This is a genomic window from Streptomyces deccanensis, assembly GCF_022385335.1.
In the GTDB taxonomy this organism is placed as follows: domain Bacteria; phylum Actinomycetota; class Actinomycetes; order Streptomycetales; family Streptomycetaceae; genus Streptomyces; species Streptomyces deccanensis.
The window spans coordinates 3,916,648-3,928,851 of record NZ_CP092431.1 but is presented as its reverse complement, the minus strand read 5'-3'; the positions used below and the strand labels follow the sequence as shown (position 1 = coordinate 3,928,851).

Below are 12,204 nucleotides of genomic sequence, written 5' to 3'. Positions count from 1 at the left end.
ATCTCAGAAGGGCTATGGAGTACGTCACCAAGAGTCGAAGCGCCGGAGAACGGACAATGTGAGTACGGGGGACAGGAACGGATGGAGTGATGGACGACCCTACGAAGGCGGAAGTGACGACGGATCCGGTGGACGCGGCGGCGGCCGCCGGGCCGCGCGTCTCGCACCGCACCATGACCACCTTCAGCGCCGCCGACGAGGAGAAGCAGCGCGGCGTCCGGCAGATGAAGCTCATCGCGGCCGGGCTCCTGCTCTTCGTGGCGCTGGTCTACGTGCTGGCCAAGTGGGCCTCGCACGAGGGCGCCGGCGCGTGGGCCGGCTATGTCGCGGCGGCGGCCGAGGCGGGCATGGTCGGCGCGCTGGCCGACTGGTTCGCCGTGACCGCGCTGTTCCGGCATCCCCTCGGGCTGCCCATCCCGCACACCGCGATCATCCCCACCAAGAAGGACCAACTGGGCGTCTCCCTCGGCGAGTTCGTCGGGGAGAACTTCCTCTCCCAGGACGTCGTACGGCAGCGGCTGCGGGCCGTCGGCATCGGCAGCCGGCTCGGCGCGTGGCTCGCCGAGCCGCAGAACGCCGACCGGGTGACGGCCGAACTGGCGACCGCGCTCCGGGGCGCGCTGACCGTGCTGCGCGACTCGGACGTCCAGGCCGTCGTCGGGGAGGCGATCACCCGGCGGGCGAACGCCCAGGAGATCGCGCCCGGCATCGGCAAGATGCTGGAGCGGGTCGTCACCGACGGCGGCCACCGGCGGGTCGTCGACCTGATCTGCACCCGCGCCCACGACTGGCTGGTCCTGCACGACACGCAGGTCATGGACGCCGTCGAGGGCGGAGCGCCCGGCTGGACCCCCCGTTTCGTGGACCGCAAGGTCGGCGAGCGCGTCTACAAGGAACTGCTCCGCTTCGCCACCGAGATGCGTGACTCGCCCACGCACCCGGCGCGCGGCGCCCTCGACCGTTTCCTCACCGACTTCGCCACCGACCTGCAGTCCGACACGGACACACGGGCGCGGGTGGAGCGGCTGAAGGGCGAGGTGCTGGGCCGGGGCGAGGTCCAGGACCTGATCGCCTCCGCCTGGACGGCCGTACGGTCGATGATCGTGTCCGCCGCCGAGGACGAGCGCAGCGAGCTGCGGCTGCGGGTCCGTGCCTCCCTGCTGTCGCTCGGGTCGCGTATGGCCACCGAGCCGAGTGCGCAGGCCAAGGTGGACAGGTGGGTGGAGGGCGCGGCCGTGCACGTCGTCACCACCTACCGCGCCGAGATCACCTCCCTCATCACCGAGACCGTCGCGAGCTGGGACGCCGAGCACACCACGAAGAAGATCGAGGCCAACATCGGCCGTGACCTGCAGTTCATCCGGATCAACGGCACGGTGGTGGGTTCGCTGGCCGGGCTGCTGATCTACACGGTGTCGCGGGCGCTGGGGGCGTAGGGCGAAGGGGCGCGTAGGGGCGTAGGCCGTTCGGGGCTGTTCGGGTGCTGCGGCGGCGGTCGGGCGTGATCGTTGCTCGGGAGGGCACTCGGGTCGGGTTCGCTCGAAGTGGAGGGAGCCCCAGCCCATGTCCGTCACAGCCCCGAAGTCACCGGGTGTGATCACCACCGCCGTACCGGCGCGCCTGGACCGTCTGCCCTGGTCGCGCTGGCACTGGACGATCGTGATCGGCCTCGGCACCGTGTGGATCCTCGACGGTCTGGAAGTGACCGTCGTCGGCAACATCGCGGGCCGGCTCTCCGAGGAGGGCAGCGGGCTGCCGATCTCCTCCGCGCAGGTCACGGGCATAGCGGCTGCCCTGTATGTCGCCGGCGCCTGTGCGGGCGCCCTTTTCTTCGGCCACATGACCGACCGGTTCGGCCGCAAGAAGCTGTTCATGGTGACGCTGGTGGTCTATCTGGCGGCGACCGCGCTGACCGCCGTCTCCTTCTCCACCTGGTGGTTCTTCCTCTTCCGCTTCCTCACCGGCTTCGGTATCGGCGGCGAGTACGCGGCCATCAACTCCGCGATCGACGAACTGATCCCCTCCAAGTACCGGGGCCGCGTCGACATCGTCATCAACGGCAGCTTCTGGCTCGGCGCGATCGGCGGGTCGCTGCTGTCGATCGTCGCCCTGAACACCGACCTCTTCCCGGCGAACGTCGGCTGGCGGCTGACCTTCGCCCTCGGCGTGGTGCTGGGCCTGGTGATCCTGCTGGTGCGGCGCAACGTCCCCGAAAGTCCCCGCTGGCTGCTGATCCACGGCCGGGAACAGGAGGCCGAACGGCTGGTCGCGGAGGTGGAGGAACAGGTCGAGGAGGAGAAGGGGCACCCGCTGCCGCCCGCCGACCGGGAGATGACCATCCATCAGCGGGGCAGCGTCGGTTTCGGCCTGATCGCCCGTACGGTCTTCTCCCGCTACCGCCGCCGCGCCGTCCTCGGCTTCTCCCTCTTCATCGGACAGGCGTTCCTCTACAACGCGATCACCTTCGGCTTCGGCGCGATCCTCACCACGTTCTACGACGTCCCGACCTCCGACACCGGCTACTACTTCGCCGTCATCGCGGCCGGGAACCTCATGGGCCCGCTGCTGCTCGGCAAGCTGTTCGACACGGTCGGTCGGCGGATCATGATCTCGGGGACGTATCTGCTCTCCGGTGTGCTGCTCTTCGGCACGGCCTGGCTGTTCGACCGGGGTTCGCTCGACGAGGTGACCCTGACGGCCTGCTGGTGCGTGGTGCTGTTCTTCGCGTCGGCCGGGGCGAGCAGCGCCTATCTCACCGTCTCCGAGGTCTTCCCCATGGAGACCAGGGCCATGGCCATCGCCTTCTTCTACGCCATCGGCACGGCGGCCGGCGGTATCAGCGGGCCGCTGATCTTCGCCGAGCTGACGGAGTCCGGCGTCGTCGCCGACACCGTCCTCGCCTTCCAGATCGGCGCGGGGCTGATGTGCGCGGCGGGGCTGGTGGCGGCGTTCCTCGCGGTGCGGGCGGAGCGGCGGTCGCTGGAGGACATCGCGGAGCCGTTGTCGGCGCGGGGCTCCGCGTAAGGCTCCGCCTGGGGGCCGGGTGGGGTTGTTCGTCGGCTGCGGCGGCGTGGGGGCTGGTCGCGCAGTTCCCCGCGCCCCTTCGGGGCCCGCGTACGGATGAGTACCGCCGTCTGAGTATCCGTACTCTGTCGGCTCGGCGGTCGTACGGGAACCCTCGTACGCATGACCGAGAAGCTGCTCCGCCCCCTGCGCACGCGGCCCTGGCCGGAACGCTGGCTGACTCGCCTGCTCGGCGCCGCGGTCGCCGCGGCCGCGTACCGCCTCTGTCTCCCCTGGGACCTGCGCGACCGGCCCGAACTGGAGGGATCCCTCACGGAGACGACCCCCGTGACCGTCACGGGGGTCGTCGCCCTCGCCCTCGTCCTGCTGGTCCTCGCGGCCTACTTCGGCCACCGGGACGCCCTGGCCTGGCCGTTGCTCCTGGTCGCCGTGCCGCCGTCCGCGCTGATGTACATCGCCTTCCACGCCCACACCGAGCCGCCGGACGCGGCAGTCTGGCCTCTGTCCTGGGCCTTCTTCACGCTGGTGCTGGGCGCGTGGGTGCTGGTCGTGTCCTCGGTGGCACGCCGGTTCCGGACGGATCCGGTGGACGAGCGGTGGCTGATCCACAGCCGGTCCCAGGACGGTGCGGTCACCGCCCGGTTCGCCGAACAGCCGCCGCCCGGCCGCCGTTCGGGCGCCCGTCAGCCGTAGAAGTAGCGCCGGGCCTTCTCCTCGAAGAACGACGAGTAGGCGAGGCCGATGGCCGGGGTGCCGCGGTACGAGCCCACGTACTGCTGGGTGCTGTCGACCACCACGGGGCGGGCCATGCACGCCCACTTGTTGCGCTGCTGGGCCTCCGCCCAGCGGACGGCCGCGGGGTCCACGCGGTCGCTGACCAGGACCGGGAACGCGCCGATGCCGTTCTGGATCCCGGCCGGCAGGCCACCCTTGGTCTTCTTCGCGTACGTCAGCACCTGGTCGGTGAAGGTCTCGATGGTCGGGATGGTTATCTCCTGGACCGCCGCCGCGACCGTGAACAGGTGCAGCTTCGTCCCCATCCACCTCCACCGAAAGTCGGCCCGGCGCCCGATGAGCACGGGCACCCCGGCCCACTCCTCCCACCAGGTACGGCATTCGTCGGCGGCGAGACGGGCGGCCACGGAGGCGAGGTAGGCCTGGGAGGGCGTCTGCTGAGGATGCATGGCCGGATCATGCCCCTTCTCCGCACCAAGTCAAGTTCAGTGGTGTGCGGTGGGGGCGGCGTCCCAGTCGAGTCCGGCGAGTTTCATTGTCGGGACGAGCAGGATCACGGCCGGCGCGGGGATGCGGTGAACGGCAGTGTTAGCGTCCTGCCCGTGTTGGAACACCAGGATGAGACCCGGGCTGCGTACGACGGGGTCGTCGAGCTCTACGCGTCGATGTTCACCAGTCGTTTGGAGACGCGTCCGTTCGCGCGGAACATGATCGGCACCTTCGCCGAGCTGGTGCGTGATTCGGGGAACTCGCGGGTGGCCGACGTCGGGTGCGGACCCGGCCATCTGACGGCCATGCTGCACGACTTGGGGCTGGACGCCTTCGGTATCGACATCTCCCCGGCCATGATTGACCACGCCCGGCGGGCCCAGCCGGCGCTGCGGTTCGAGGAAGCGCGCATGGAGGCCCTGCCGGTCGAGGACGGCACGCTCGGTGGAGTGCTGGCCCACTACTCGATGATCCACACCCCACCTGAAGAACTGCCTGCGCTGCTCGCTGAGCAGGTGCGTGTCCTGGCACCAGGGGGTCTGCTCCTGGTGTCCTTCTTCGGCACGGAGGGGCCGGAGCCGGTCCGCTTCGATCACAAGGTGGCGCCCGCCTACAGCTGGCCGGCGGAGCGGTTCGCCGAGTTGCTGGCCGAGGCCGGGCTCGTCACGGTGGCTCGGCTGTTCCACGACCCGGCGTCCGAGCGCGGCTTCCTCGACACACACATGCTGGCCCGCTGCCCGTGACCTGCGAGAACTCCCAAGAGGGCTGACAGAGGTTGGCCGGTCAGGAGGTGACGCGGCAGTCCTGAGCCTGACCATCGAGATCGCGTGCCGGGAGTGGTGGTCAGTCGCCGACAGGCCATCCGGGAGGGTGGCTGCAGGCGGGCCTGGCGGAGTCGGCTTGCTTGGTGCGGACGAAGGTCAAGGTCATGTCGATGCCTTCGATCTCGCCGAGCCACTGTTTCTCCTCGGCCCGCTCGCGGCGGAGGGCCAGGTTCTTCTCGACCTCCGCGAGCCGCGGCAGCATCTTCGGGTTGACCTGGAGCATCGGGCAGCGGATGCAGCCGTGCTCATGTTGGCAGGCAGATCCGTCAGGGCGAGCGCAGTTGCCGAGTTCGTGTGTGACCGTGGCGCCGACCGGGGAAATCGGGTGCCGTGCGAAGGACGGCCCGCCAGGATGAGGATCATGACTGGTGAGACGCCTTTGGGGAGTCGGCAGCACGTGGGAGAAACGGGGCGCCCGCTTGCCTTGGTCACGGGGGCGGGCCGTTCGGCGGGGATCGCGGCGGCCGTGGTGCTGAATCTGGTCCGGGCAGGGTGGGATGTGGCCTTCACGTACTGGACTCCGTATGACGCGCGGATGCAGTGGGGCATGGAGCCGGGTGCGCCCGAAGAGCTGCAGAAGAAGGTGGCGTCCCTCGGGGCGAGAACACTTGCGGTCGAGGCGGACCTGAGCGACCCGGCCGTGCCAGCTCAGCTCTTTGACCGTGTCGAGCGCGAACTGGGAAACGTCACGGCGCTGGTGCTCTGCCATTGCGAGTCGGTCGACTCCGGCTTGTTGGACACCACGGTGGAGAGCTTCGATCTGCACTTCGCGGTCAATGCGCGGGCAACCTGGCTGCTGATCCGGGAGTACGGGCTGCGGTTCCGCGGACAGCATGGCAGCGGGCGAATCGTCAGCCTGACCAGCGACCACACGGCCGGCAACCTGCCTTATGGGGCAAGCAAGGGAGCGATGGACCGGATCACGCTGGCGGCCGCCCGTGAGCTCGCCCACCTGGGAGTGACCTGTAACGCGATCAATCCCGGCCCGACCGACACAGGGTGGATGACCGAAGAGCAGAAGGCGGACATGATCCGCTTCACGCCCCTGGGACGCCTCGGTGTGCCGCAGGACTGCGCGAATCTCGTCTCCTTCCTCTGCTCTGCAGAAGGCGGATGGATCAACGCCCAGCTTCTCCAGAGCAACGGCGGCATGGGTTTCTGACCTTGCCGGCGTGAGGTCGCGGGGCCGACAACGTGCCGTTGTCGCGATAGGCCGGTCATATGAGGTATCCGCAAGGGGGCGGGCCGAGCGCGGAGCGACGGGCGTTTCACGAGCGCAGCCGGATGCAGGCGGCCGAGTTGTTCACATGGGGACACGGCAAGGCCGCGGTCGCCAAGCAGTCACGTGTCAGCGTGCGGTCGGTACAACGATGGCGGCAGTTCATCGACACCCACGACTGGATCACCTACTGCTCCTTCCTGGCGGCGTACGCACGGGACCTCAACCCCGCCGAGGGCAACTGGTTACTGCTGCGACGTAGCGGATGCCCCGCCGAAACCGGCCTCACCTCGGACATCACCCCAGCGTGCTGGGAAGTCAGGCGCCCGTGGTCGAACCGGGGCGCACGATCATCAGGATCGTGACCGTCGCCCACAGCAGGTTGAACATGCCCGTGAACATGGCGAGTCGGGCTGTGGTCCGGGTGTCGACGGCGGTGCCGCCGATCCCTTGCAGGATCTCCTCCTGCCGGGGCAGCACCAGCGCCAGCAGGACCATGGCCGCGAGGGCGGTCAGCAGCATCGACACGATCAGCCAGGTGTCCTTCAGCACGCCCATGCTCATCGCCGTGGCGAACCCGAGCACGGGCACGGCGATGCCGACACCGCCGTACACCCGGCAGATCCGGTGCAGCAGCCGTACGGCCGACACCGCCCGCTCGCTGTCGGGTTCGGCCAGCGCCTTGCGGGCGCTCGGCGGGAACATGCTGGCCGCGACGGTGACGGGCCCGACGGCGATGATCGCGGCGAGGACGTGGAGGGAGAGGAGGAACTTGGTCACGAGGGGACGGTAGGGCGGGGAAGGGCCACACAGGAGTGGCAGGATTGCCAGGCTCCAACGGATTCTCGCCAGCACTATCACGGTGGGGCAGGGGGCACCCGGATCCTGTTGGCTGGAACCCGGTGGGGGCCTACGCTCCCGCCATGCACACCGTGGCCGTACTGGCGCTCGACGACGTGATCCCGTTCGACATGTCGGCCCCCGTCGACACCTTCGGCTGGGCGCGGCTGCCGGACGGGCGGGAGGCGTACCGGGTGCGGGTCTGCTCGGCGGCGGGGGACGGGATGGTGAAGGCGGGGCCGTTCAGTGTGCGGGCCCCGTACGGGCTGGAGGCGCTGGCCGAGGCGGACACCATCATCCTGCCGGGGACGGCCGACCCGACCCTGCCGTTGCCGCCGGGGGTGACGGAGGCGCTGCACGCCGCGGCGGCGAGCGGGACGCGGATCGCGTCGATCTGCGTCGGCGCGTTCCTCTTCGCCGCGACGGGTCTGCTGGACGGGCTGCGCGCCACCACGCACTGGATCGCCGCCCCCGATCTGGCGGCCCGTCATCCGGGAATCACGGTCGACCCGAACGTTCTCTATGTCGACAACGGCCAGTTCCTGACGTCGGCGGGCGCCGCCGCGGCCATGGACATGTGCCTGCACATGATCCGCAAGGACCACGGCTCGGCGGTCGCCGCGTTCACCGCGCGGATGTGTGTCATGCCCCTCGAACGGGAGGGCGGCCAGGCTCAGTTCATCGTGCAGGACCAGCCCCCGGCGCCCGCCGGCGCCACGATGGAGCCCCTGCTGCGCTGGTTGGAGGAGAACGTCGAGCGGGATCTGACCCTGGACGACATCGCCCTCCACGCCGGCACCAGCACCCGTACGCTGAACCGCCGCTTCCGCGAGCAGACGGGCACGACGCCCTTGCAGTGGCTGCACCGGGCGCGGGTCCGGCGGGCCCAGTACCTGCTGGAGTCCACCGACCACACCGTCGACCGCATCGCCACCCAGGCGGGCTTCGGCTCCCCGACGGCGTTCCGCGACCGCTTCAAGAGGGTGGTGGGCACGAGCCCGTACGCGTATCGGCGGGCGTTCCGCGGGGAGGGGAGTACGCCGACGGGGCGCTGATGAACGGGGGCCGCGCTCCGCCCCGTCAGGGGCGCGGGGGACTCCGCGAGCAACCACCGACGACCTGCGGCCCCCAACAGGCCGGACCCCCCTACCCGTTCCGGGGGCGGCTACCCTTCCGGCGCGGCTACCCCTTGCGGTCGGCCACCACCCACGACGCCAGCGCCACCACCCCGGCGACTCCGAACACCGCCGACCAGGCCCCCACCTTCTTCGCCAGCGGATGCGACCCGGCGAACGCGGCCACGTACCCCGCGGTCAGCGCGCCCGCGGCCCTGCCCCCGGCCGCCTTCTGCCACTGCTGGGCCGCCGCCGCGCCCGCCACCGCGAGCACCGCCCCGCCCAGCGGCCGCTTCTTCGTCCAGCGAGCCACCCCGTACCCGCCGATGAGCCCGCTCGCGGCCACCGCCGCCGTGGGAACCCTCGCCATCACTGCCTCCCGTGTCCTGCGCCAGGTCCGTCGCGCCCGAGGCTACTGCGCCTCCGTCCGCCGGGCGCCCCGAGGCCCCCGTACGACCACGGCCAGCAGGGACGCGGCCAGGCAGACTGCGCCGAGGCTGGTCCAGACGACGTCGTACGCGCCGAAGAGATCGCGGGCGGTGGCGCCGAGGAACGCGGAGGCGCCCGCGCCGAGTTGGTGGGCCGAGAGGTTGCCCCGCCGCGTGAGCCGAAAGTCCCGCTGACACCGCCGCCCACCGGCCGCCACCATCGTGCGATGACCCCCACCGTCGCTCACCTCACCACCCCGGACGGCGTCCGCCTCGCCCACCGCGACCACGTCCCGCCCCATGCGCACAGCCGCACGCTCCTCCTCCTGCACGGCCTCGCCGGCCACCAGGGGGAGTGGGACGACCTCGTCCCCCGGCTCCTGGCGGACGGCCACCGCGTGGTGACGTACGACGCACGCGGCCACGGCGCGAGCACCCGGCGCCCGGAGGACATGAGCCGGGCGGCGTGCGTACAGGACGCGGTGACGGTGATCCGTGAACTGGGCCTCGCTCTCCCGGGCCAGGCCCCCCTGACCCTCGTGGGCCAGTCCCTCGGCGGCCACACGGCCTTCCTCACCGCGGCCGCGCACCCGGAACTCCTCGACTCCCTGATCCTGATCGAGGCGGGCCCAGGAACCCCCGACCCCACCCTGCCCGCCCACATAGCCGCCTGGCTGGACAGCTGGCCGACCCCGTTCGACTCGCCGTCCCAGGCAGCCGAGTTCTTCGGTCACCCGAGCTGGTCCCGCAACCTCGACCACCGCCCCGACGGCTGGTACCCCCGAGTGGACCGCGCCACGATGCTCGCCGCGATCGCGGAACTGGCCCACAGGTCGTACGACGCGAAGTGGGCCACCACCACCTGCCCCACCCTCGTCGTACGGGGCGCACACGGCACGATGGCGGCCGCCGACGCCGCCGCGATGCCGACCACCCGCGCTCCCGGCACCCGAACCGAGCTCACCGTCATCGAGGACGCGGGCCACGACGTACACCTGGACCAGCCGAGCGATCTGCACGCGGAGATATCGGGCTTCCTCAACTCGCTTACGGAAACCACCAGTTGAGCCGCGCCGGAGTGCGCGCCGCCACGCAGCCCGGGAACGGCGGGAACGGAGGGATTGGCGGAGCGGCGGAACGGAGGGACCGGCGGAGCGGCGAAGCGGCGGATCCGAGGGAGCGGAGACAATCTCCCCATGGGGACCACGAAGCTCACCGACCGAGCCCTCAACCGGGCCACACTCGCCCGCCAACTCCTCCTCTCGCGCGAGCAGTTGAAGGTGACTGACGCAGTACGCCGCATCGTGGCCCTCCAGGCCCAGCACCCGGCCTCCCCGTACATCGCCCTGTGGAACCGGCTGTCCCCCTTCGACCCCACCACCCTGGACGAGGCGCTCACCGACCACCGTCTCGTCCGAGCGACGCTGATGCGGATCACCGTCCACACGGTCCACGCGGACGACTACACCCCGTTCCGCGAGGCGATGGAACCCACCCTCCGAGGCTCCCGCCTCGGAGACCCCCGCTTCCGAGCCTCCGGCCTGACCGCGTCCGACGTCGACACCTTCCTCCCGCTCCTCCTCGACCACGCCGACGGCACGGTGCGCACGGCCGCCGAACTCCGCACCTGGCTGGAGGCCCACTTGGGCGCCACCACCACGCCGAACGCCGCCACCTCGGACACGACCCCCTCTGCCACGCTGGACACCGGCGCCCACCGCATGCTCCGCCACTACGCGCCCCTGTGGCACGCCCCCACCGGCGGCCCCTGGTCCTTCGACACCCGCCAGTCCTACGTAGCGGCCTCGCCCCGCCCGTCCCTCACGGACCCGGACGCGGCCGCCGAGGGCCTACGCACGCTCATCCGCCGCTACCTCCAGGGCTTCGGCCCGGCGACGATCGCGGACATGGCCCAGTTCGCGATGGTCCAACAACGCCGCATCAGAACGGCACTGGCCACGATGTCGGACGAGCTCGAAACCCTGGAGGCCACCGCCACCGCCCAACCCCTGTACGACATCCCGGGCGCCCCACGCCCCCCGGAGGACACCCCCGCCCCACCCCGCCTGATGGCCATGTGGGACAGCACGCTCCTGGCCTACGCCGACCGGAGCCGCCTCCTCCCACCCGAGTACCGCACGTACGTGACCCGCATGAACGGCGACGTCCTCCCCACCCTCCTGGTGGACGGCCAGGTCGCCGGCATCTGGCGCCCCCAGGCCGACGCCATCGAGGCCACAGCCTTCCACCCCCTCCCGGCCTCGACCTGGAAGGCCCTGAAGGAGGAGGCCACGGCCTTGCACACCTTCCTCACCACCCGCTCCGACCCCACCCCCTACCGCCGCCACGACCACTGGTGGACCAAGCCACTCCCGGACACGTCGGAGACGCGCGTGCTCGCCGCCGATTGAGGGGCCGTGCTCCACCGACCCCTGAAGGAGGGCAGCGGGGCGGCCACCCTCACCCCTCCCGACGCCACCCCTCCGCGTTCGACCCGGTCTCGTACGAGTACCGGGTCGCCCGGTCCCACTCCCGGCCGGTGATCCGCTCGTACGCCAGATCCGGCACGTAGAGCAGCGGCTCCGCCCAGACGAGTCTTGTGGCGTACGGGACGAAGCGCGCCGGATCCTGCAGCACAGCCTCGTAGACGTCACGCCCCTCGGCCACGACAGCCGCCCGAGTGTAGAGAAAGCCGTCGCCGGAGAGATCGTCCCCGAACTCCTTGCGATCCAGCCGATAGAGAGCCCAGGCCAACTGCTCCGCGAACCCCACCACGACCGAAACAGGCTCACCCACAAGCCGCCCCACCAACGCGTCCGCAAGCCCCTCGGCATCGGGGTCGGGCCCCTCTGGCCGGCACCCGTCGACGAACTGCCAGAAAGTGTTCTCATCCATGCGGCCGAGCATGAGGCACAGCACTGACACCGGGGCCTCGGCGATGGCGTCTGCTCACTACTCAGGACGCCGGACTGACATCACCGGAAGAGAAGGGTCGACTCGGCGAGAATGTCCCGGCTCAGTTCGCTCTTGTAGATCAGGTCGATGCTGCCGAAGCGGGCGTGGGTGTAGTCCAGGCCCAGAGCCGCTACGGCGTCCCGCACCGCCGCCTCGGAAGGACCCTCGATCTCCAGGAAGGTGTCCAGCTCCGGCCAGGTGTCGAAGTCGTAGGTGACACCTCCCAGTCGCCATTCTTCGCGGTAGTTCTGCTGGTAGCGGACCTGCCGCAGACCGAGCGCCGTGAGCAGCTCCGCGGTCTTGCCGAGGTCGTCGACCTCGATCTCGATCTCGGTGGTTCCGTTGATGTGCGTGGCATCGGTGACCTGCTTCAACGTGAGCGTGGTCCTGCCGCCCTCGTCCCGCAGCCGCAGCCACTGTTCCCCTCGCACCGCGTCGTTCTCGAAGATCAGGCGGGTGAACATGGTCTTGGGGAAGACCTGTTCCGCCCCGGCGGCCCGCAGCGCGCCGACAGTGGCCTGCACGTCGATCTCCAGGAACTTCGCCTCGTACTCGTGTTGCGCCACGGTTCTCCT

General features: G+C 70.5%; 15 protein-coding genes and 1 pseudogene. 9 read left to right on the top strand and 7 right to left on the bottom strand.

Translation table 11 applies throughout. The features are described from left to right. Window positions 1–89: 89 nt before the first annotated feature. The 3 genes from L3078_RS17500 to L3078_RS17490 all read left to right on the top strand — a co-directional run bounded on the left by L3078_RS17500 (window position 90) and on the right by L3078_RS17490 (window position 3,717). Complete coding sequence (locus tag L3078_RS17500; RefSeq protein WP_391807847.1) at window positions 90–1,436, top strand: DUF445 domain-containing protein; 1,347 nt, start codon at window positions 90–92, stop codon at window positions 1,434–1,436. A gap of 127 nt (window positions 1,437–1,563) precedes the next feature. Then, on the top strand, window positions 1,564–3,024 hold the full coding sequence (locus L3078_RS17495) for an MFS transporter (RefSeq protein WP_239754741.1): 1,461 nt from the start codon (window positions 1,564–1,566) through the stop codon (window positions 3,022–3,024). A 162-nt stretch (window positions 3,025–3,186) separates the two neighbouring features. Next, the gene (locus L3078_RS17490) at window positions 3,187–3,717 is read left to right on the top strand and encodes a hypothetical protein (protein ID WP_239754740.1); all 531 of its coding nucleotides are present in this window, start codon (window positions 3,187–3,189) and stop codon (window positions 3,715–3,717) included. Here L3078_RS17490 and L3078_RS17485 read toward each other — a convergent pair. Beyond that, a complete protein-coding gene (locus L3078_RS17485) occupies window positions 3,708–4,208 on the bottom strand; it encodes a levansucrase (protein WP_239754739.1) in 501 nt (166 codons plus the stop codon). The two genes, L3078_RS17490 and L3078_RS17485, sit on opposite strands and share 10 nt — an antisense overlap. A 153-nt stretch (window positions 4,209–4,361) precedes the next feature. On the opposite strand from L3078_RS17485, the gene L3078_RS17480 reads away from it, so the two are divergent. Continuing rightward, window positions 4,362–4,991: a class I SAM-dependent methyltransferase gene (locus L3078_RS17480; protein WP_239754738.1), complete on the top strand. Its 630-nt coding sequence runs from the start codon at window positions 4,362–4,364 to the stop codon at window positions 4,989–4,991. 100 nt (window positions 4,992–5,091) lie between these two features. On the opposite strand, the gene L3078_RS17475 is transcribed toward L3078_RS17480, so the two are convergent. Beyond that, window positions 5,092–5,295, bottom strand: coding sequence for a recombinase (locus L3078_RS17475; RefSeq protein ID WP_239754737.1), 204 nt, complete (start codon window positions 5,293–5,295; stop codon window positions 5,092–5,094). A 129-nt stretch (window positions 5,296–5,424) separates the two neighbouring features. On the opposite strand from L3078_RS17475, the gene L3078_RS17470 reads away from it, so the two are divergent. Continuing rightward, window positions 5,425–6,234: an SDR family oxidoreductase gene (locus tag L3078_RS17470; protein WP_420864074.1), complete on the top strand. Its 810-nt coding sequence runs from the start codon at window positions 5,425–5,427 to the stop codon at window positions 6,232–6,234. A 59-nt stretch (window positions 6,235–6,293) separates the two neighbouring features. Further along, a pseudogene (locus L3078_RS44950) lies at window positions 6,294–6,452 on the top strand (IS630 family transposase); the annotation flags it as partial. Between the two features lie 157 nt (window positions 6,453–6,609). On the opposite strand, the gene L3078_RS17465 reads toward L3078_RS44950, so the two are convergent. Beyond that, the gene (locus L3078_RS17465) at window positions 6,610–7,071 is read right to left on the bottom strand and encodes a protease (RefSeq protein WP_239754734.1); all 462 of its coding nucleotides are present in this window, start codon (window positions 7,069–7,071) and stop codon (window positions 6,610–6,612) included. A gap of 143 nt (window positions 7,072–7,214) precedes the next feature. On the opposite strand from L3078_RS17465, the gene L3078_RS17460 reads away from it, so the two are divergent. Continuing rightward, window positions 7,215–8,186, top strand: coding sequence for a GlxA family transcriptional regulator (locus L3078_RS17460; RefSeq protein ID WP_239754732.1), 972 nt, complete (start codon window positions 7,215–7,217; stop codon window positions 8,184–8,186). A 127-nt stretch (window positions 8,187–8,313) separates the two neighbouring features. On the opposite strand, the gene L3078_RS17455 is transcribed toward L3078_RS17460, so the two are convergent. Further along, the gene (locus tag L3078_RS17455) at window positions 8,314–8,616 is read right to left on the bottom strand and encodes a hypothetical protein (RefSeq protein ID WP_239754729.1); all 303 of its coding nucleotides are present in this window, start codon (window positions 8,614–8,616) and stop codon (window positions 8,314–8,316) included. Between the two features lie 42 nt (window positions 8,617–8,658). Continuing rightward, entirely contained in the window at window positions 8,659–8,922 is a 264-nt protein-coding gene (locus L3078_RS17450) for a hypothetical protein (protein WP_420864073.1), read from the bottom strand. Here L3078_RS17450 and L3078_RS17445 point away from each other — a divergent pair. Beyond that, window positions 8,902–9,741 carry an alpha/beta fold hydrolase gene (locus L3078_RS17445; protein ID WP_239754727.1) on the top strand — a complete coding sequence of 280 codons (840 nt, stop codon included), beginning with the start codon at window positions 8,902–8,904 and terminating at the stop codon, window positions 9,739–9,741. The genes L3078_RS17450 and L3078_RS17445 overlap by 21 nt on opposite strands. A 129-nt stretch (window positions 9,742–9,870) precedes the next feature. Beyond that, window positions 9,871–11,085 (top strand): winged helix DNA-binding domain-containing protein, encoded by a 1,215-nt coding sequence (locus tag L3078_RS17440; RefSeq protein ID WP_239754725.1) that lies wholly within the window; start codon window positions 9,871–9,873, stop codon window positions 11,083–11,085. A gap of 49 nt (window positions 11,086–11,134) precedes the next feature. Here L3078_RS17440 and L3078_RS17435 read toward each other — a convergent pair whose 3' ends face one another. Together L3078_RS17435 and L3078_RS17430 are read right to left on the bottom strand one after the other, a co-directional pair. Beyond that, window positions 11,135–11,569 carry a DUF4240 domain-containing protein gene (locus L3078_RS17435; protein ID WP_239754723.1) on the bottom strand — a complete coding sequence of 145 codons (435 nt, stop codon included), beginning with the start codon at window positions 11,567–11,569 and terminating at the stop codon, window positions 11,135–11,137. An 80-nt stretch (window positions 11,570–11,649) separates the two neighbouring features. After that, a complete protein-coding gene (locus L3078_RS17430) occupies window positions 11,650–12,195 on the bottom strand; it encodes a class IV adenylate cyclase (RefSeq protein WP_239754722.1) in 546 nt (181 codons plus the stop codon). Between the last annotated feature and the right edge of the window lie 9 nt (window positions 12,196–12,204).